Source organism: Actinomyces sp. S6-Spd3, from assembly GCF_000758755.1.
Classification (GTDB): domain Bacteria; phylum Actinomycetota; class Actinomycetes; order Actinomycetales; family Actinomycetaceae; genus Pauljensenia.
Window position 1 is genome coordinate 413,377 of record NZ_JRMV01000281.1, and the last position, 21,064, is coordinate 434,440.

At 53.6% G+C, this 21,064-nt stretch carries 14 protein-coding genes; 6 read left to right on the plus strand and 8 right to left on the minus strand.

The features are described from left to right. Positions 1-22 precede the first annotated feature (22 nt). The gene (gene lpdA, locus HMPREF1627_RS09005) at positions 23-1,396 is read right to left on the minus strand and encodes a dihydrolipoyl dehydrogenase (RefSeq protein WP_034503116.1); all 1,374 of its coding nucleotides are present in this window, start codon (positions 1,394-1,396) and stop codon (positions 23-25) included. A 169-nt stretch (positions 1,397-1,565) separates the two neighbouring features. On the opposite strand from lpdA, the gene HMPREF1627_RS09010 reads away from it, so the two are divergent. Then, positions 1,566-2,090, plus strand: a complete 525-nt coding sequence (locus HMPREF1627_RS09010) for a hypothetical protein (RefSeq protein ID WP_052040917.1) — start codon at positions 1,566-1,568, stop codon at positions 2,088-2,090. Here HMPREF1627_RS09010 and HMPREF1627_RS09015 read toward each other — a convergent pair. Both HMPREF1627_RS09015 and HMPREF1627_RS09020 read right to left on the minus strand, forming a co-directional pair. Next, positions 2,087-2,548, minus strand: coding sequence for a tRNA (cytidine(34)-2'-O)-methyltransferase (locus HMPREF1627_RS09015; protein WP_034503120.1), 462 nt, complete (start codon positions 2,546-2,548; stop codon positions 2,087-2,089). The genes HMPREF1627_RS09010 and HMPREF1627_RS09015 overlap by 4 nt on opposite strands. A gap of 1 nt (position 2,549) precedes the next feature. Continuing rightward, a complete protein-coding gene (locus HMPREF1627_RS09020) occupies positions 2,550-3,089 on the minus strand; it encodes a YbhB/YbcL family Raf kinase inhibitor-like protein (protein WP_034503125.1) in 540 nt (179 codons plus the stop codon). Positions 3,090-3,187: 98 nt separating this feature from the next. Here HMPREF1627_RS09020 and HMPREF1627_RS10530 point away from each other — a divergent pair, with 98 nt between their 5' ends. The 4 genes from HMPREF1627_RS10530 to HMPREF1627_RS09050 all read left to right on the plus strand — a co-directional run bounded on the left by HMPREF1627_RS10530 (position 3,188) and on the right by HMPREF1627_RS09050 (position 11,739). Further along, positions 3,188-3,658, plus strand: coding sequence for a hypothetical protein (locus tag HMPREF1627_RS10530; RefSeq protein ID WP_034503128.1), 471 nt, complete (start codon positions 3,188-3,190; stop codon positions 3,656-3,658). Continuing rightward, a complete protein-coding gene (locus tag HMPREF1627_RS10265; protein ID WP_081940809.1) occupies positions 3,636-5,249 on the plus strand; it encodes a hypothetical protein in 1,614 nt (537 codons plus the stop codon). Before HMPREF1627_RS10530 ends, HMPREF1627_RS10265 begins: the two co-directional genes overlap by 23 nt. A 1,324-nt stretch (positions 5,250-6,573) precedes the next feature. Next, positions 6,574-8,427 carry a DEAD/DEAH box helicase gene (locus HMPREF1627_RS10825; protein ID WP_234305307.1) on the plus strand — a complete coding sequence of 618 codons (1,854 nt, stop codon included), beginning with the start codon at positions 6,574-6,576 and terminating at the stop codon, positions 8,425-8,427. Positions 8,428-8,472: 45 nt separating this feature from the next. After that, the gene (locus HMPREF1627_RS09050) at positions 8,473-11,739 is read left to right on the plus strand and encodes an error-prone DNA polymerase (protein WP_034503142.1); all 3,267 of its coding nucleotides are present in this window, start codon (positions 8,473-8,475) and stop codon (positions 11,737-11,739) included. Positions 11,740-11,756: 17 nt separating this feature from the next. Here HMPREF1627_RS09050 and HMPREF1627_RS09055 read toward each other — a convergent pair whose 3' ends face one another. From HMPREF1627_RS09055 to HMPREF1627_RS09070, 4 genes are read right to left on the minus strand one after another with little or no spacing between them, the layout of a single operon-like run. Next, positions 11,757-13,052 carry an AI-2E family transporter gene (locus HMPREF1627_RS09055; RefSeq protein ID WP_034503146.1) on the minus strand — a complete coding sequence of 432 codons (1,296 nt, stop codon included), beginning with the start codon at positions 13,050-13,052 and terminating at the stop codon, positions 11,757-11,759. Continuing rightward, complete coding sequence (locus tag HMPREF1627_RS09060) at positions 13,045-14,847, minus strand: AMP-binding protein (protein WP_034503149.1); 1,803 nt, start codon at positions 14,845-14,847, stop codon at positions 13,045-13,047. The genes HMPREF1627_RS09055 and HMPREF1627_RS09060 overlap by 8 nt, the downstream gene beginning before the upstream one ends. Before the next feature lie 44 nt (positions 14,848-14,891). Beyond that, positions 14,892-16,199 (minus strand): tRNA guanosine(34) transglycosylase Tgt, encoded by a 1,308-nt coding sequence (tgt, locus tag HMPREF1627_RS09065; RefSeq protein ID WP_034503152.1) that lies wholly within the window; start codon positions 16,197-16,199, stop codon positions 14,892-14,894. Then, a complete protein-coding gene (locus tag HMPREF1627_RS09070) occupies positions 16,196-16,873 on the minus strand; it encodes a queuosine precursor transporter (protein ID WP_034503156.1) in 678 nt (225 codons plus the stop codon). The genes tgt and HMPREF1627_RS09070 overlap by 4 nt, the downstream gene beginning before the upstream one ends. A gap of 100 nt (positions 16,874-16,973) precedes the next feature. Here HMPREF1627_RS09070 and HMPREF1627_RS09075 point away from each other — a divergent pair, with 100 nt between their 5' ends. Further along, entirely contained in the window at positions 16,974-18,584 is a 1,611-nt protein-coding gene (locus HMPREF1627_RS09075) for an ABC-F family ATP-binding cassette domain-containing protein (RefSeq protein WP_034503161.1), read from the plus strand. Positions 18,585-18,587: 3 nt separating this feature from the next. Here HMPREF1627_RS09075 and HMPREF1627_RS09080 read toward each other — a convergent pair whose 3' ends face one another. Then, complete coding sequence (locus HMPREF1627_RS09080; protein WP_034503164.1) at positions 18,588-21,053, minus strand: DNA gyrase/topoisomerase IV subunit A; 2,466 nt, start codon at positions 21,051-21,053, stop codon at positions 18,588-18,590. Positions 21,054-21,064 lie beyond the last annotated feature (11 nt).

Consider the following 21,064-nt stretch of genomic DNA (forward strand, 5'->3'; position numbering starts at 1 on the left):
CAATCTCCTTGTCGGTGGCTGGTCAGTTGTGTGCGTGGAGAGGCTTACCGGCCAGAGCCATCGCTGCTTCGCCAATAGCTTCGTTTTGCGTCGGGTGGGCATGGATCAGCGCTGCGAGATCTTCGGGGTAGGCTTCCCAGTTGACCATGAGCTCGCCTTCTCCGACCTGCTCACCGATGCGCGCACCGATGCCGTGGAATCCGACAATCGGCCCGCCTTCTACGGAGACTAGCTTAATGAAGCCAGTCGCTCCAAGAATATTGGACTTTCCGTTACCAGCGAGATTGTATTCGACAGTGCGCACACGGTCGCCGTACTTCTCGCGGGCCTGCTTTTCGGTCAGGCCAACAGAAGCGATTTCAGGCTCACAGAAGGTTACGCGCGGGATACCGGACTCATCCATCAGCTTGGGGGCGAGGCCAGCAATCTCTTCAGCGACAAACATTCCTTGGAGGAAGCCGCGGTGTGCGAGCTGAAGGCCAGGAACGATATCTCCGACTGCATAGATATTGCCAACTCCGGTGTGCAAACGTTCGTCGGTCAGGACGAAGCCACGTTCCATGCGAATACCGGCCTCTTCAAAGCCGAGCCCTTCGGTGACGGGACCGCGTCCGACGGCAACCAGGAGAACATCTGCATCAAAGGTCTTGCCATCTTCAGTTGCAACGTGAACGCCGAAATCATCCTGAGTGGCGCTTGCAAAACGCGTATTGGTGTGGAAAGCGATTCCACGCTTGCGGAAAGAACGTTCAAGGTGCTTGGAAACGGCTTCGTCTTCGTTATTCGCCAGGTGTGGAAGCGCCTCGATGATGGTGACTTCCGCGCCGAAAGAACGCCACACAGAGGCAAACTCGAGGCCAATAACGCCACCACCAAGAACAACTGCACGCTGCGGGACCCACTCCATTTGGAGTGCTTGATCCGATGTGATGATTCGGCCGCTGATATCGAGTCCAGGAATTGAACGTGAGTAAGAGCCTGTTGCCAAAATGATGTTCCGGCCGACGATGCGGCGGCCATTAACTTCGATGGTGTCAGGGGAAGCAAGTCGTCCCCAGCCCTCGATCACGTCAACGCCGCGCGAAGAGAGCAGCCCCTGAACGCCTCGGAAAAGCTTGTTGATAATGGAATCGCGATACTGACCAACCTTGGCCATGTCGATTCCTTGCAAAGTAGCTTGGACTCCAAAGGTATCGGACTCGCGAATCGCATCGGCAGTCTCTGCTGCGTGTAAATATGCCTTTGTAGGGATGCAGCCACGGTGGAGGCAGGTTCCACCAACCTTGTCACCTTCGATAAGGGCAACTTTCAATCCCAATTGGGAGGCGCGTAAAGCCGCAGCATAGCCGCCTGACCCTGCACCGAGGATGACGAGGTCGTATACAGACTCGCTCACGTGTTCCACTCCTTGATAGCGAAGAGAACGGACCTTCAATGTCCGACTTAGGTCCTATTCTCCCACTAGTCACTGTATTTGTCCGCGAGAAATTGGCTGCTTAATCGGTTAGACAGCCCACATGTTGCGCAGTCGAAAATGACGAGCTTTCTCAGGATAAACAACTACTATGGCACTAAACGAAGGAGGAGAAGTGAGCGAAGCAGCACACGAGCAGTCTCAAGATAACCGGCCACCGTCACGTGGTTCTGGTCGACTTGTCATTGCTCTGTACTGGTTGTTCAGTCTTGCTGTTACTACCTTGGCCGTTGTCGATGCGTATCATCGCCGTGATGTGCCACTGTGGGTACGCTTCACTGCCATCTTTATCGGTCTTATTTATGTAATTGCCGCCGTTGCCTTGACGCATAATGGGCGACGCATGCGCATCCTTGGTTGGTGCATGATTGCTCTAGGGCTTATTGGGCCACTGGTCTGTGGATTAGCCCAGAATCATCTGTCGCAGCTTGCTCTGGTAAGAAATGCGTGGAATTCGTTTGGGAGTGACTACTCCTACCTTCCGCTTGCTGTTGCGCTCATCGGTGCTATCTGGATGTGGTTATCGAATCCGCGCAGGATCGTTGAGCTCGCCGAGCAAGTTGAGCGTCCGGGATTGAGCTTACGTTCGTCAAAAATAACAGGGGCGAAACACTAAACTCCGTCGGGGAAGCCAAGCTGGCGCCAGGCCTCGTATAGGGCAATGGAAGCGGAATTTGCAAGGTTGAGAGAGCGGATGCCTTCGCGCATCTGGATGCGCACGCACTCGTTGACTCGAGGGTGAGACATCGCCCAATCAGGCAAGCCAACGGATTCTCGGCCAAAAAGAAGCCCATCGCCATCGGCGTAGGTGATGTCGCTGTAGTGGCGTGATGCGTGTCCGGTGAAAGCCCAGATCCTCCCTGGAACCTCTGCAAGAGGCTCATCGAAGGTGTGATGGACTTTGACATGTGCGAGGTCGTGGTAATCCAAGCCTGCGCGCTTGAGCTTGGTATCGGACATATCAAATCCCAGGGGCTCGACCAAATGAAGGAAGGCTCCCGTGCAGGCTGCTAAGCGGATTGCAGCTCCGCTGTTTCCGGGGATTTCAGGTTCAAGAAAAATGATGTGAAGCATGTCAGTTCAGTGGGGTAGAGAAAGTAGCGGTCAAAGTGGCGCGGGCGATGGAATGCTCGATTGCGAGGAACGAGTACATCGCCAAAGAGATCTCGTCATCACATTGCAAGGTGGGGACATCAAGTGCGTGGACCGAAAAGATGTAACGGTGTGCGCGATCTCCCGCTGGAGGTGCTGCTCCGAAGTAGGAATGATCGCCGTGGTCTCCGCGTAGATGGAAGGCGCTTCCATCGAGTTCAAGATCTGAGCGCCCAGCCCCCTGGGCAAGGGAAGTGCATGAAGAGGGGAGATCGACGATCATCCAATGCCAAAAACCTGAAGGGGTCGGGGCATCTGGGTCAAAACAAGAAACAAAGAAGCTCTCTGTTTCTTGAGGGAATCCGCTCCATTGCAGATGTGGTGAGACGTTTCCTCCCTGCGCGCTATGGAGCAAGGGAAGGGGCCGGCCGTCAGTCAGGTCGTTGGATTCAAGAGTAAAAGTCTGGGTCGGCGGCAAAGCGTCATAAGGATTCGGGGCGGCCGGGCGGTCAAAGAGATGCATGGCGTTATTCTTTCACTTCTCGAAGTGGATCAAAAGTGGACGCAAATGAGGCGGAGCCACATACACTAATAGAACACTTGTTCGATTGAGGTGGTTGTGTGACGCGTCTAGATATTGCCCGCCAGGTTTTGAATGATGTTGAAACTCGTTTGGGGATTGAGCAAAACCAAGCGTCTTGGGAACGTGTATCAAGTTGTACGGGTGTGTGGGAATTCGGGGATAACTACTCACTGTTGACCCGAATTTTAGTGGCGCTCACCGGCGAAGAAAACTCCTGTGCCCTTATAGGTGCTGATGACTTTGGATGGGAATACGCCGCCAAGCAAGGCCTTGATCTTGCGCGTTGCGTGCATGTTCCATCCTCCGCGGCAGACGCGCGCATCGTCTCTTTACTCCTTCCTCACTACAGGGTTCTTTATCTCGGAAAGTGCCCTTTAGAAATTGGCGATATGCGTCGTCTCGGCGCTCAAGTACGTCAAGAAAGAGCTGCACTTTTTAGTGCTGTCTCGTGGGGAGGGATGAGCAGGCTCTGGTGCGATCAAATGTATGAAAGACGAAAGGCTGTTTGATATGCGCTATGTCATGGTGTGGATCCCTAATTGGCCTGTGAATTCTTTGGTTGTTGACATTCCTCCCGGAACTCATGGTGCAATTGAAACAGGAGGATATATACGGGTCGTCACTCCGCCTGCTCGAAAATGCGGTGTCAGGCAGGGGATGAAAGTATCGATGGCGCGGTATTTATGCCCTGATCTTTTAGTTCTTCCATTCGATATGCGCCGGGAAATTTCTTCGTTTGAAGTAATTTTGCGGGCATGCGAGCAGTGGATCGCTCGAATAGCCTGCATTTATCCGGGGCTTGCCTGGGCTCCGGCCGCTGGAGCTGCTCGCTGGAGCGGGGGAGAAGCGCAATTAGCTGAAAATCTTGTTGATGCTATTTCAGATTGCACCGGTTCAGAGAGCAACGTTGGAATAGCTTCTGGACCTCTTGCAAGTTATGGCGCGGCCAGGCGCGGCATAATTCTTGCCCCAGAAGACACTCAAGATTTTCTTGATCATCTCGAAGTCCATCAGTGCCTTTCTCTTTTTCCACCAAAACAGCAAAGCGCACTTTCTCAGTTCGTACAGACGTGTCATTCTGCTGGGATTACAAGAGGAATCGATATTCGGAAAATGGGATCTGCTGCCCTGTATTCGCGTTTTGGCAGCATTGGAAAACATGTGTGGGAACTCTTCACGGGAAAAGATCTATGGCTTCCTGAGAGGCAGATTCTTCTCGACGATCTTCAAGTGGAAGAAGAATGTGAAGAGAGCCTTGAACGCGAGGAGCAAGTTACATTTTGTGCGCGACGCTTAGCACATCAAATCTGCGAAAAGTTGGATTCTCGTGGACTGCGCTGTTCCAGTATCGCTGTGAGTGCTCAAGATTCTGCATCGCAATCTTATGAACGGCAATGGTGGGGGATAGACGGAGAGGAAGATGAAATTGCCGATCGAATTCGATGGCAGTTGGTTGCTTGGTTGTCTGCTTCTGAAAGTGAGCAGGGCTTTGTACGCGTGAATGTGCGGGCTGAGCACTGCGAGCGTGTGGGGGCTTCACGAGCTTTATGGCGGGCAGGTGAGTCATCTCAACGCGATTCTGTTCTGCGAAAAATTTGTGCCTATAAAGGTGAAAATGCCATTCGTATTCCTCGTATCATTCCTGGATATTCACCCACTCAACGCGCAGGATTCGCCTCTGTTGATGAAAGAAAAGAAAAAGAACAAGTGACTTGTCTTGAAGGGGGAATCGAAGACGCTCCATCAAGGCTATGCGTCCATCCATATCCAGCGGAGGTCTATGGAAAGATCGAGGGGTTCCGAAAAGTAGATGTACGTGTTAATGGACGATCTGCTTTGACAAGCAGCCCTCAAGAAGTAAAAGTCTGTGCCTTTGGAGAAGAATACCGATATCACGTTCTGTCCTGGAATGGGCCATGGGCTGTGCCTCAGCAATGGTGGTCTGAACCAGCCGAGGATATGTCCCATGACCCGCAGACTCATTACCTTCGAGTGAAGTCTGATTCTTCTCCAGATCTGCTTTTGATGTGGAACCATCATGGGTGGAGCCTCGTGGGGATATATGAATGTGAGGCTTCTTTTGAGTGTGGATTATCCTGAAGGGATGGACACATCACCGATCCGCGCAGCGCTACTCTCCTGTGGCGAGGAGGGGGCAACGGCATGTGTCGGTCATGCTCTATGGGCACAAGGAGCGCTTGCATTCAAACGCGGTGACGTTCAAGACGTGACATGGGAAGACCAGCGCGTCTGGGCGCGGGTACGTGCAAAAGGTGTGTCTTATCGAAGCGAGATCGAATATGCGTCTTCCTTACCTTTCCCGCATCTACGTCTGAAATGTGCGTGTTTTCTTAACGGCGACTGTACTCATGCTGCAGCTTTACTTCAGTGCGCGATAGACAATGTGTTCTCTGCGAGTGAGGAGCGTACACGTCAACCGGCATGGAACCGTGATCTTGAGATCCTGCTTTCAACGGACGGAGGAGAATCCTTAGGGCTTGTGATTGACGCACATGATCCCGCAGACCCGGTGTGGTTGACTCCAGTGCGTTTGAACAAAGACCATCTACCGCCTCGCAGGTTGAGCTGGGCGGAATTGGCGCAGTCGCGCTGGGGTGGGGTTATTGATGCTCTAGCACCTGAGCAGCTGAAACTTCTCCGTCGCCTCTACCAGTGCAGCCGGAAATCTCAGGGATATATCTCAACGGGATACGACGTTTGCCTGGATTCTCTTGGCACGGAGGCGCCGCGATGGCTATATCGACTTCAATGCGGGGGAATCACTCTTTTAACACCGCAGTTTCAGAGATTTCACTTCGAACTTAGTTCGTCTCGCCTCGTGATCGACATGAATCTAACTGAGAAGAATCTTGAGCTCACGTACCACCGCCACTATGTCACCAGAACAAACGAAGAAATCCCTTTTCCTCGGCGAGCCCCGCATATGTCGCTGACCTTTTGTGACGGCGGTGATGGGGCAATAAGTGACGAGGATATCGATGATGAAGTGCTGCCCAATCAGATCGTTCAGATCCCTACTAAATCCGTTGGGGATTTCCTGTTCAAATGGCTGCCATTATTGCGCGAGCATTTTGAGTGCATCTCATCGACGGGAACCTTTCCTGTAGAAGGCTGCCAGCCAAAGCTCCGGATCATTTTGCATCCCAAAAACCGTATGTATGCACAGATCGAATGGGCACTGGAATATCACCTTGGAAATAAACATTTCCGTGTCGTTTTGCCCCCCCAGACAAAAATTTCACAGCTTGATCAGGATATTCAAGGCGACTTTAATGATGCACACGCTCTCTTACGACATTATTTCGCCTCGGCGTCACTTCATCCGAGTGTCCAAGGCCTTTTAATTTCGCTCCCTCAAGTCCCCGCATTCATACAGGAGATTGGAACGTGGCCGCTCTCATCGGTGTGCTGGGATATTGACGACAGCCTCAGGAAATTAACTCTCAGCGAAGAAACAGCGACTGTTACTGCTGCTATCGAGGCAACAGATTCTCCGGATTGGTGGGGGCTTCACGTCGCTATCCAAGTTGGTAACGAGCAAATTCCGATTTCACGAGTTTTGAAGGCACTTTCTTCAGGTGAAGAATACATTCGTGTTACGGATGGACGGTGGGCTCGCCTTGAAGGTGTTGACGTCGAACGTCTTCGCGTCCTGCTTCGCGGAGCTGCGCAACTGACGCGATCGCGTTCGATTGATGATATTCGTCTTCATACTTCACAACTTGGGCTGTGGGAAAGCCTGAGCCAGACAGTTGATGTCGCGCAAGAAGACCTGCAATGGCGCTCCCGCACTCAGGGCCTAAAACAACTTGCGCTAAGCGCCCAGTCCCACACGGATCACGATCAAGACCCGCGTCTTCGCCCATATCAGCTTGAAGGTCGCAACTGGCTTCACAGCCGGATTTCCTCAGGTTTTGGATGCATTCTTGCCGACGATATGGGGCTGGGAAAAACCAGGCAGGTCCTTGCAGCAATCGATGCTCTTCGCGAGGAAGGAAGTCTTGAATCACCCGTCTTGATTCTTGTTCCGACCAGCGTCATTTCAAGCTGGGCAGATGAAGCCGCGAGCTGTTTTCCGCAGCTCAGGACGTGCGTGCTTCGCGCCTCTCATCAGCGAAATCCGCACGCGTGGGATGACATCCCTCAATCCAACATCGTCATCACTTCACACACTCTCTTCCGAATGGACCACCTTTTGTGGAGCAAGCACTCACTCAGTGGCCTTGTCATCGATGAAGCGCAGGTTCTCAAGAACCCGCGCACGATCCTCTACCGAAGTGTGAAAGAACTCCATGTTCCCTGGCGAATTTGCATGAGCGGAACTCCCATTGAAAATTCACTGGAGGACCTATGGGCATTAATGTCTTTAAGCGTCCCTGGTCTCCTGTCGACGCATGCGCACTTCAATGAGAAATTCCGGCGACCCATTGAAGGGACTCAGCAAGACAGTGCTTTAGAACTTTTGCATACGCTGATTGCTCCATTCATCCTTCGCCGTACGAAAGAAGAAGTGACACCTGAACTTCCCGATCGCATCGAAACCTTACTTCCCGTTCCCCTAGAAGGGCGGCAACGCCAGATCTACGACCGCTACCTTACTCGTGAGCGTGCTCGGCTCCTTCGTATTCAGCTCAATAATGAAGGATCTCAAGGGCGATTTGAAGTTCTTGCAGCGCTCACACGGCTGCGGCAGCTTTCCCTTGATCCGGCTCTTGTCGATGAGCGCTATGAGGGGGTCGGTTCTGCAAAAATTAATCTACTGTGTTCGCATTTGGAACAAATCGTCCCTGCAGGCCACCAAGTACTTGTTTTCAGTCAATTCGTGAGTTTTCTTGAACGAATCGATACTGCTTTGAAACAGCGCGGAATTTCATGTCTTCTCCTTGAAGGAAAGACGCGAAAGCGTGAGGAAGTGATCGCGAAATTCCGTAGAGGGGAAGAATCAGTTTTCCTCATCTCTCTTAAGGCCGGGGGTGTTGGACTCACGCTCACGGAAGCAGATTATGTCTACATCATGGATCCGTGGTGGAATCCTTCTGTTGAAGCTCAGGCAATTAATCGGGCACACCGGATCGGGCAAGATCGCGCGGTCAATGTTTATCGTCTAGTTGCCCAGGACACGATTGAAGAGAAAGTTTGTCAGCTTCAAGCGCATAAGCAAAGGCTGATTGATACCGTCGTTGATGACGTTGGTGATGGGGGCACTCAAGGGATGGATATTGATCAATTGATCGAACTTTTGGGCGCGGGGGAGTGAAACCCCAGCAATAGCTATCGAACATCTGTTCGATATAATAGGGGGGTGGTTTCCCATCCTTATGCCGAGTTGCACGCGCACTCCTACTTCACGTTTTTAGAGGGGGCAGATGCTCCAGAAGACTATATCCTCTGCGCCAGGCAGCTCGGTCTTGACGCTCTTGCTCTGTTAGAGCGAGATGGAATGTACTCCCTCATCCGCTCCCTGCAGGCCGCACGCGAGTCATCTTTCCCGTTGATTATTGGAACTGAACTCACTCTTTCTGCCACTCAGTTTTCTCGCTACGATGCCAAAGCCTCGATAGGAACACCTGGCTGGGGTCTTCCTTGCGGATGGGAAGATACCGGAATTCGCTTACCGATCCTCACAACATCTCGCGATGGATATCGAGACCTGTGCTCGCTGATGAGTGAACGAACACTTGAGGACGCAGATGGCGAAAACCCCAGCCACGGCCTCGAAAATATTGCCGAAAATGCGCAGGATATACGGATTTTAACGGGAGGGCCCCGCGGACCTCTCAGGCGAATTTTGCATGCGCAGGGAAGAAACCAAGCGGATCGTTTTCTCAATGACCTCATTTCCCTCTTCGGGCGCGAGCGCATCATCGTTGAAAGCGTGCTGCGGCCCGGGGAAGACGACATGGGGGCCGAGCTTGCTGATCTCGCGCATAAGCATCAACTTCCTCTTGCTGCTACGGGTAGCGTCACTATGGCTTCTCCGGGCTCAAAGTATCGAGCGGACCTTCTGTGTGCTCTAAGACAAAGCAAATCTTTGGATGAGATTCGCTATCTTCTTCCAGCCCAGCATTCTTTTTTGAAGAGCGCAGAAGAAATGCTTGCCCTTCATCGCAGGGCTCCTCAGGCGGTTTCCAACGCAGCTGGGATTGCGCGTGAATGCTATTATCCGATGTCATTTGATACCTGGGATTTACCCGAGACGGAGGTTCCTCAAGGCTATACAACGATTTCGTGGCTCACTGCGCTTTCCTATGCAAAAGCGCAGGAGCTCTATGGTCCCCGATCCGCCAACCCGCACGCGTGGGAGGTTATTGACCATGAGCTGTCGATTATCGGACAGCTTGATTTTGCTGGCTACTTTCTCATCGTCTACGACATCGTGGATTTTTGTCGAAGGAGGGGAATTATGTGCCAAGGACGTGGTTCTGCAGCGAATTCTGCCGTCTGCTATTGCTTGGGGATTACAGCAGTTGATGCTATCCGCCATCGAATGCTCTTTGAGCGTTTTCTTTCCCCGGGACGCTCAGGAGCCCCAGATATCGACATCGACATCGACAGTGCCCGACGCGAAGAAGTCATCCAATATGTCTACCAACGCTATGGAAGAAGACGTGCCGCTCAAGTGGCAACGGTGATTACGTACCGTTCGCAATTGGCTTACAAAGATGCTGCCAGGGCTCTGGGAATTGATGCGACTCACGTTCCAAGTCGAGCTCAGCGAAGGGAAGAGAGTCACAAAACAGACAAGGCCCCTTCGCAGCTGATGCTTGCCACCTGCGCTCAGCTTTTGAGCGGGCTTCCGCGTCATATGGGGATTCACTCGGGAGGAATGATCCTCAGCAAACATCCCGTGAGCCAGATCTGCCCTATTCGCTGGGCAAAAACGCGTGGAAGAAGCGTGATCCAATGGGATAAAGAGGATTGTGCAGACGCAGGATTGGTGAAGTTTGACCTCCTTGGGCTGGGAATGCTTGGAGCCTTGGGTGCGATTTTTGATTCTCTTGAGAAGGAAGGGATTCGAAATTCGCAAGGAAAAGTTCTTTCCCTCTATGAGCTCGAAGACGAAGACCCGCGAGTGTACGACTTGTTGTGCGCAGCAGACACGATGGGAGTCTTTCAAGTTGAATCTCGCGCGCAGATGAATACTTTGCCCAGGCTCCAGCCGCGTTGCTTTTATGACATTGTCATTGAAGTCGCACTCATTCGTCCCGGTCCTATTCAAGGAGAATCGGTGCATCCGTATTTGCGTCGTCGTCGGGGGGAAGAAAAGGTGAGTTATCTTCATCCTCTTCTGCGTCCGGCTCTAGAAAAGACCTTGGGAGTTCCTCTTTTTCAAGAACAGATGATGCACATCGCTATGGATGTTGCGGGCTTTTCTGCTGCTCAGGCTGATGAATTGCGTCGAGCCATGGGCTCTTCTCGTAGCGCGGAGAAAATGAAAAAACTGCGAGGTCCTTTCATTGAAGGGATGAAAGATCGGGGTATCCCGATGGAAATTTGCGAAGAAGTCTTTCGACAGGTCCATGGATTTGCTGATTTTGGCTTTCCGGAATCTCACTCTTTTTCTTTCGCATATATCGTTTATGCGTCCGCTTGGCTTAAGGTCCACTATCCCGAGCACTTTTATGCGGGGATCCTTTCCCATCAACCCATGGGTTTTTATTCCCCTTCCTCTCTCGTGCACGATGCACGAGGCCACGGCTTGCGTGTGTGCGCACCTGACGTAAACCTTTCACTAGAGTCCACGCAGGTTCTTCCGCTGAGCAAGATCGTGCAGGTTATTGGCGCTGAGCGAGCACAGGAAGCATGCGGAATAGGAATGGAAGGCAAAGAAGGACTGGTTGATGTCCATCCCGAGTGGGGGATCGTTCTTGGCCTCGATATGATCCGAGGCCTCGATAAGGGGAGTATCAAAAGGATCCTCCGAGGGCGTCACGAAGGCCCCTATCAAGATCTTGAGGATCTTGCCTCGCGTGCCCGGCTTCGCAGCGCAGATCTTGAAAGGCTCTCTCAAGCTGGTGCTGTCGATTCGATGGGATATCAGCGCCGCGAAGGAATTTGGGCCAGTGGTGTCTTAGGACAAGATGGCGGTGAAGACCGGGAGTACCAACCGATGTTGGAAGGACTTGGGATGGAGTACCATCTTCCTTCCCTTCCACCGCTCGATTCTGTTTCGCAGATGAATCTGGATTATGAAGTCATGGGCCTATCTGTTACGACCCATCCTTTCGCATTGATCCGAAAACAGATGAACGCACAGGGAGTAATTCCGGCCTGCGAGATTCTCCGTCAAGAAAATCAGTCGAGGATAAGAGTTGCAGGAATTATCACGCATCGACAGCGTCCGTGCAGTGGAGGCGGGGTACTCTTTCTCAGCTTGGAAGACGAGAGCGGCAGCGTCAACGTGACAGTTACAGAGGCGACGTGGAAGCAGCATCGACGTGAAGTGATGGCCTCTGCGGTAGTCGTCGATGGGTACTGCGAAAATGCTTATGGTACGCGAAGCATCCGAGCTTTTCGGATTTATCCGTTTTCTACTCAGCTACGTTTGAACTCTCGAGATTTCCGCTGAGACTTTCCTACCGCGAGCTAGCTGCGTTCGCGCGGAGTATAAAGCTCAGAGAAGATCGCCCAAGCAACCGCAATAATCGGAATTGCGATAATCGCGCCGAGGAGTCCAGCGGTGAAGGTTCCCACCATGACGCCGATACCGACGACGACCGGGTGGAGAGAAACTTGGTGCCCCATGATGAGCGGCTGGAGAATATGACCTTCGATCTGGCCAATCAATGCGATTCCAAGCCCGACGATTGCTGCTGTAATGATGCCCTTTGCTGCAAGAGCAACGATCATTGCAAGGATCATCGCTGTAGGCGCACCGATGAGCGGAATGAAAGCACCGATGAAAACCAAAATACCAAGAGCAGGGGCAACAGGAACCCCGATGCATTGGAGGAAAATTCCAGCAAAGAGGCCGTCTGTTCCAGCCACCAGCATCGTTCCTCGCGCATAGCCGGAGAAAGTACTCCAGCCTGCTTGCGCAGCTCGATTGGTGATCTTGCGTCGGTGATAGGGAAGCAAAGAGACGAACCAGTCCCACATCTGTCCACCGGAGTGGAGGAAGAAGATCGTGATGAAGAACGCGAGGACCAATACCGAGGCGACGACCGCAGCATTGGAAACATTCGCCAGAGTTTCGCTGAGCAGTCCTGACCAATTGGACGCGATAAAGCTCTTTCCTTGAGCGATCAGAGTTTCATTCAAATGGCTGAGATCATTGAGCGGGATCTGGAAAGGAAGACGCAGACGGGCAACAAGGTCAGAAAGCTTGCCCAGACCATTGCCCACCTCTGAAAGAAGATTCGGCCATTGTCCCGCGATGGAGGACACAACAAGGGTCAACAGGGCAACAAAAGTCCCGATAAACGCAAAAAGCGCAGCGAAAACTGCAATCCAGCGGTTCACCCAGCGATTGAGGTAGTTCGTCAAAGGATTCAAAATCGCGGTGAGCAAGAGGGCAACGAAAATTGCAACAAATACCGGCGTTGCTTGGGCGATTGCGAAGACAACAGCGGAGATCACAATCAGTACACCGATGATCGCCCACGATCCATACCCCGCTTGCGCAAGCCACCGGGGGATCAGAGGCTTTCGAGCATCCGACGATGAAGCACGCGCGCCCCGGCGCTCGACGCGCTGGGGTGGAACCCACTGAACTGTGCGACGCGGAGACAAAGGACGGGGTTCAATCTCGCTCTTACGACCGGAACGCAGTCTTTGCGCAGTTGAAGAGCCGAGACGCTGCGCCCCTCGGCTCAGTGAATCAACGATTGCGCGAGAGTGACGGACCAATCTCATCGATTTGTCGGGGGATTGTTTACTCATTGTCGGAGTCTTTATCGTCTACGGAAGTATCGGTAGGAGAAAGACGTTCGCTTACCGCAGCCGCGGCCTCGCCAATTGCTTTGGAAGCACTGGAAAACATGCGGTTTGCTGGATCAAGAAGTTGCTCCTTGACCTTTCGACGCATGACCTTTCCCAAAGGATTACGCGGCAGCTCGGAAATAATGGCAAGCTGGCGTGGGAGTGCGTAGTGAGAAACATACTTTTCCGCCCACTGACGCACCTGCGCCAGGGTGATCATCGGAGCGTCATCTTCCAAGATCAGTGCTGCAGTAACTTCCTCTCGAGCATCCCCCGAGGGAAGACCAACGACAGCAACGTCCTTCACTCCGGGCATCGAACGGATCGCATCCTCGACCTGTGAAGGATAGACATTGAAGCCGCCCGAAAGAATGAGTTCCTTCTTTCGGTCCGACATCATCAAGAACCCATCGCGAATAACCGCAACATCACCGGTGCGCAGCCATCCGTCCTCGGTGAAGACGCGAGCAGTTTCTTCAGGAGCCCCAAGGTAACCGCTAAACACCTGCGGACCTTTAACGATGATTTCACCGGGGGTCCCTTCTTCAACATCAACAGAAGGATCTTCAAGATCAACCAAGCGAATGTCAGTTGAGGGGAAGACTAGTCCTAAAGCACCATGGCGACGATTGGCTGCAAGAGGGACTCCAGCGATCACCGGGGAAGTCTCAGACATGCCGTAGCCTTCAATGACCATTCCCTGAGTGGCTTCTTCCCACTGCTGCGCAAGGGTTTGAGACAGCGGCATTGCGCCACACAATGACCATTTCATCGAAGTCAAATCGATGTGCTCTTCTTGTGCGCCTTCCATGAGGCGTTCGAACATGGGAGGAACCCCCACGAAGAAGGTGACTGGATGACGCTTGTGAGCCTCTAGTGCCAGATGGACATCAAACTTGGGGAGAACCAACTGGGTCGCAGCAAGGCGAACAGCAGCGCACATCAAGAGAGTCAGTCCATAAGCGTGGAAGTAGGGGAGGAGAGAGTAGAAAGTTTCCGCGCCCTCATGGAGCTTCCACACCCACATGATGCATTGGTTGACGTTCGAGCCAATATTGCGATGGGTAAGCGGAACGGATTTGGGAACGCCATTGGTGCCACCGGTGTGCAAAATGACGGCAAGGTCTTGGGGCGAGGCGCCGGGGGTGTCTGGGTGGACGAGGCGTGCGCGCGCAACCGCGTGATCCCATGAGTGGGTTCCCTTGGGACGTTCGCCGCGCATTTGTTCGCGTGTGGAGCGTGCTCTTTCAATGGGGAGTTTGAGCAAAGCGCGCGAGCTACGAGGCATTTGCGCCGAAATATCGACGGTGAAAACACAGTCGAGAGCCTGATCTCCCTCACGGATAAAGGCGTCGACAGATTTTTCCCAAACGATAGCGACTTTTCCGTGATGGCGATCCAACTGCTGATGGATCTCTTCGATTGGCGCAAGAGGATTGTGCTGGGCTGCAACGGCGCCAATGCGCATACAGGCGTAGAAAGCGACCAATGCTTGAGGACAGTTAGGCAGACAGATCGCGCAAACATCACCCTTGCGAACGCCGTTTTCAACGAGCACCTGTGCAGCGCGGAGAACCTGAGCGTAGAGCTGAGTGTATGTCAGCGTTGCCCCCAAGTAGTCAATCGCAATTCGCTCAGGGTAGAGGCGCGCGGATGTCTCGAGAAGGGTAATAAGGGAGGTATCAGCGACCGGAACCTCGTAGGGAGTACCGGGATCATACTGAAGCCTCGACTTCGCCGTCAGCTCTGAGACCATGTCTCCTCCTTAGTGGAATGTCTGACCCTACGTTACCGTAGGTTTCAGCGTTGTGTGCCTGAAAAACGCCCAAGCATTTCCTCTTTAAAGTCCGAATATTCGCCGGTATTAATCGAATCTCGGATGGCATCAACTAGGCGAACGGTGAACCACTCATTGTGAATAGTGGTCAGCGTTGAAGCGAGGATTTCCTTCGCCTTGAAAAGGTGATGGACATAGGCGCGAGTGTAGTGCGTGCAGGTGTAGCACCCACAGCCTTCAACAAGAGGAGTGAAATCGCGCTTAAAACGAGCATTCGTGATGTTGAAACGGCCGTCGGGAGAATAAATCGCCGCATTGCGTGCCACGCGCGAGGGATTCACGCAGTCGAATGTATCGGCACCGGCCTCGACGCCTCGGAAGAGATCGTCAGGTTCGGAAATCCCCAGAAGATGGCGCGGACGGTCCTCTGGAAGTTCCGAACTCACCCAAGACACAATCGTTCCGAGGTTCTCTTTCTGGAGAGCTCCGCCGATCCCAAAGCCGTCGAAGATCTGTCCATCGACATTCATTTCAGCCAGTGTGCGGGCGGCGATGCGTCGAAGATCCTCGTACTGAGCACCTTGAACGACTCCCCATAGCTGCTGATAGGGCTTACCCACACGCTCCTGGGTCAATCGGCGGTGGATTGCCAGACACTGACTTGCCCATTCATGGGTGCGTTCCAGAGACTCTTCTTGGTAGCTGCGTGGATGGAGCAAAGAGGTGAGCTCATCGAAGGCGAACATAATGTCGGAACCCAATTCATGCTGAATGCGCATGGAAACTTCGGGCGAGAAACGGTGTTTGGAACCGTCAATGTGACTGCTAAAAACCACGCCCTCATCGTCAACAACTGCTCGGGATGCCTTGACTGCTTGCTTATTGAGCTTGGGATCCTTGAAATCAGCATCGCCTGAAAACTCCGCAGAGAGGACTTTTTTGAATCCGGCGCCCAAGGAAAGAACCTGGAAGCCGCCCGAATCCGTATAGGTCGGACCTGCCCAGTGCATAAAAGAACCCAAGCCCCCGGCCTCGTCAACGATATCCGAACCCGGCTGGAGGTACAGGTGGTAGGCGTTGGCAAGGACCGCCTGAGCGCCGAGGCCTCGCACCATTTCAGGAACAAGCGCCTTAACATTCGCCTTAGTTCCCACCGGAATGAATGCGGGGGTAGAAATCGTGCCGTGTGCAGTGTGAAGGGTGCCGGTGCGCCCAAGACCTGGGCCGTATTCAAGGCGCGTGTGGCAGTCAAAACCGCGATCTTGATTGGACTGGGGGAACGAGGAATCGACATCGATAGGGGCGCCAATCCACTGAGACGAAAGAGTCATGCTAGGACCTCTTCACGGCGCAGATGCTCAACCTTGCGAACCAAAGCAATCACGCGGTACGTGATGGGGAGGAAAACAACTTCGATTCCAACCTTGTAGACATAGCCCGTGATGATGTAGTTGAGGAACTCGCTTCCGGGAATGATTCCAGCAAAGGCGATCGTGCAGAAAATGACGGTATCAAAAGCCTCGCCGACAAGAGTCGAACCGATTAAACGCGCCCAGAGGTGGTCTGCACCCCAGCGCTGTCGGATCTTCACCAGAACAAGGGAGTTCATGAGCTGACCGACCAAGTATCCGCCGATCGATGCGGCAACGATTCGAGGAACGAAACCGAGCACCGCGACGAAGGCATCTTGGTTCTCGTATCCGGGGCCAGCGGGGATTGATTGCACAACCCAGAAAGTCAGTGAGGCAAGAAGAGAAGCTGCGAAACCCATGATGATGACTCTGCGTGCGCGCGCGAAACCATACACTTCGGAGAGCACATCACCGAGGATGTAGGTCAAGGGAAAGAGAACCGCGCCGCCGTCAAATACCAAGTGAATCGGGCCAGCATCGAGCACTGTCACCTTTGTTGCAGCGATATTAGAGATCAATAAGAAAGCAACGAAACTGACGGCAACAATGTCATAAACTCGGGGAGCTTTGGTGTGCCCAGTCGGCTCGGTCATCGGGGTTCCTTCCTGCATATTGTCAACCTCTCTATTGTGCCCGCAGTCCTTACCCGAGTGCGCGTTGGGCGCCGGCGGAGGCGCCCATTAGAATGAATATGTGATCAATGTTTCCAATTTTTCGTTGCGTATCGGCCCACGCGAGCTCATCCACAATGCCTCTTTCAGGATTGATAAAGGGATGTGCATTGGTTTAGTCGGTCGCAACGGGGCGGGAAAGACCACAACCATGAGGCTCCTTGCGGGGCAAGAGGATCATGGAAGCGCCCAGTATGAGGGGACCATTACGCGCAACGGAACGATTGGGTATCTTCCTCAAGATCCACGTGAAGGAGATCCTGATCAACTCGCACGTGATCGCATCATTTCAATTCGCGGAATCGACGCGATCATCAAGAAAATTAAGCGCGCAGAACAAGAAATGTCGACGACAGAGGGAAATCGCCAGCAAAAAGCGATGGAACGCTACGTTCGTCTCGATCACGAATTTACTCAAGCTGGCGGCTGGGCCGCCAATGCCGAGGCAGCGCAAATCGCCCATTCTCTTGGTTTAGATGATCGGGTTTTGTCTCAGACTCTGTCGACTCTCTCGGGCGGCCAGAGGCGCCGCGTGGAGCTGGCCCGTGTCCTCTTTTCAGGGGCAGACACCCTATTGCTTGATGAGCCGACAAACCACCTAGACCACGACTCAATCATCTGGCTTCGCGATTGGATCAAGACCTTCCCGGGCGGAGTACTCGTTATCTCCCACGATGTGAAGCTTTTGGGTGACACTGTCAATCAAGTGCTCTACCTGGATGCCAACCGAGCAGAGGTCGATATCTATCACCTTGGTTGGTCTGCCTACCTCAAACAACGCGAAGAAGATGAACGCCGTCGCCGAAAAGAACGCGCTGTCGCACTGAAGAAAGCCGAACAACTGCGTGCTCAAGGCGAAAAGATGCGTGCCAAGGCGACAAAAGCGGTTGCTGCTCAGCAAATGCTGCGTCGTGCGGAGGAGCTAGTTGCCTCTGTTGGGGCTGAACGCGTTCAAGAAAAGGTTGCGCGCTTGCGATTCCCAGATCCACTTCCGTGCGGCAAAGTGCCATTAAGTGCTCAGGGCCTGTCAAAGAGCTACGGATCCCTCGAGGTCTTTACCGGTGTTGACTTGGCAATTGATCGGGGATCGAAGGTCGTTGTCCTCGGCCTCAACGGTGCTGGAAAGACAACGCTCTTGCGCCTCTTGGCCGGAGTTGAAGAGCCCGACAGCGGAGTCGTCGAAGCCGGTCATGGACTGAAAATCGGATACTACGCGCAGGAACATGACACTTTGGATATGACGGCGACAGTTCGAGAGAACATGTCCCATAGCGCGCCCGATTTCGACGATACTCATGTCCGCAATGTTCTCGGTCAGTTCCTCTTTAGCGGCGATGACGTCGATAAACCCACGCATGTACTCTCCGGCGGCGAAAAGACACGTCTTGCGCTTGCAACTCTGGTTGTCTCAGGCGCCAATGTCCTACTGCTGGACGAACCGACAAACAACCTTGATCCCGCCTCGCGCGAGGAGATTTTGCATGCGCTGCACTCTTACGAAGGAGCAGTCGTGCTGGTCACCCACGATCCTGGTGCAGTGACCGCGCTTTCACCGCAGCGCGTGCTTGTTTTGCCAGACGCGGACGAGGACCTGTGGGATGACTCCTACCTTGACCTCGTCACCTTGACCTGAGCGCTAGCCGATCGTAGCGATCGCGTGAGTGAGTGGGGTCCCTGAACCGTCACGTCGCTCGTCGGGGGCTGGCAGTTCCACGGGGCTTCCGTCCGCCGAGGCCGCGCGGGGATTTTCGCCGACCCAGGCAATATCCAAGCGGTCTTCCCCGCGAAGGAAACGCTGGACGCGTACGCCTTGAGTGCCTCGTCCCTTGAAGGGATACAGGGCAAGAGGCGTCACTTTTGCGGTCGTCTGACCGGTTCCGGGGAGAGCTCCAGCTGCCCCAGCAACTGTGACGACGAGCGCTTCTTCTGGTGCATCAACTACCCAGAATCCCAGCACATGCGCGGAGTCGGAAAGCTTCATTCCCGCCATTCCCGAGGCAGTACGTCCCTGCGGGCGCACCTTGTCGGCTGGAGTACGCAGAAGTTGTGCGTCCGAAGTAATAAAGACGAGGTCTGATGCGTCGGTACTCGGCGCAAAACCAACCAATTCGTCTCCGTCTTCCATGGAGATTACTTCCCACTCGTCACGCTGGAGGACATCGGGCTTGAGTCGCTTGACGACACCCATCCGCGTTCCCATTGCCATGACGGTCGATGCCTCGGGATCCAAAAGCCCGATAGCGGGAGAATCCGTGTGAAGCAGAAGCGCGCTAGGAGTCGCAGCGGCGAATGAAAGCCCGGTTTCAAAACGGGGAAGAGCGGGAAGATCGACAACTTCGATGCGGTGCGCAAGCCCGTCTGCTGTTACGACGGCAATTTGCGAACGGGCGGTCGATATCAATTGCGCGCGGATTCCATCGTGGGAGGCACGTGGCCCGGCCTCGATCGGATCTCCACCTTCGACGCGAGCGAGACCTCCCTGAGCGGAAAGCACGACGACGCACGGATCGTCGGGTACCTCAAGAGCCATCGTTGAGGCTTTGCCCGAGGCCGTTGGCAGGGTTGCGAGGGCAGCGCCAGGAAGCGCCTGATCTACTTGGGTGCCAGTCGCCGACAAGAGGAGAGTGCGACGCGGAGTACCCAGACGCTTAGCGACGTCGCTCATTTCATTGCTAATGAGTTCATAAAGGCGCTCTTGGGAACCCAGAATTTCTTCAAGCTCTGCAATCTTCGCGTTCAATTCGTCGCGTTCGGATTCAAGCTCAAGACGTGAGAACTTTGTGAGGCGACGCAGGCGCAATTCGAGGATGTGGTTGGCCTGGACTTCGGAAAGATCGAAAGCAGTTTGGAGCCTATCGCGTGCAGTTTCCACATCGTCGGAGGAACGGATAATCGCGATGACATCATCAATATCAAGGACTGCGATCAGTAGGCCTTCGACCAAATGAAGTCGATCGCGACGCTTAGAAAGACGGAATTCACAGCGTCGGGTCGTGACCTCGATGCGGTGGTCTAGGAAAACGCGCAGCATTTCTTTGAGGCCCAAGGTTTCGGGCTTTCCATCGACCAGGGCGACGGCGTTGATCGAGAAAGAATCTTCAAGAGGCGTTCGCGCATAGAGCTGCTGGAGAACAGCTTCTGGATTAAACCCGTTCTTGATTTCAATGACTAGGCGAAGGCCGTGGATACGGTCGGTAAGGTTTTGAACTGCCGAAATGCCTTTGAGACGACCTGCAGAGACATTCTCCTTGATCTTTTCGATGACCTTCTCGGGGCCAACCATGTAGGGAAGCTCAGTGACAATGAGCCCCATCTTTCGCGCCGTAACGCGTTCAACTTGGACCTTGGCACGAGTTTTAAAGGAACCCCGCCCGGTTTCGTAGGCTTCTTTGACACCCTCGAGTCCAACGATCACGCCGCCTTCGGGAAGGTCCGGCCCGGGGACGTATCGCATGAGGTCGGCAACTGTTGCCTCAGGATTCTTCAAAAGATACTGGGCAGCAGCGATCGTTTCTGCCAGATTATGGGGGGCAATATTCGTTGCCATGCCGACGGCGATTCCCGAGGCGCCATTGACGAGCAATTGAGGGAAAGCAGCAGGTAGTACTTCGGGCTGCATGAATTGGTTGTCGTAATTGGGAACGAAATTGACCGTGTCTTCATCAAGGGAAGCAACCAAGTCCAACGCTGCAGGGGCCATGCGAGCTTCCGTATAACGTGCTGCTGCTGGACCATCATCGAGCGAACCGAAGTTACCGTGTCCATCAACCAGTGGAACACGAAGATTGAAGGGCTGTGCGAGTCGAACAAGTGCGTCATAAATTGCGGAATCGCCGTGGGGGTGAAGCTTACCCATGACCTCGCCGACCACGCGTTGGGACTTCACATGACCACGATCGGGACGCAGCCCCATCTGGTCCATTTGGAAGAGAATGCGACGCTGGACAGGCTTTAGGCCATCTCGAGCATCAGGAAGTGCACGTGCGTGGATAACAGAGACAGCGTATTCGAGGAAGGAACCCCGCATTTCTGAGGAAACATCAATCTCGGTAATGTTCTGATCATCCTCGGGCAGGATCAGTTTTTCTTCCTTTGTTCGCATGGGTCGATTCT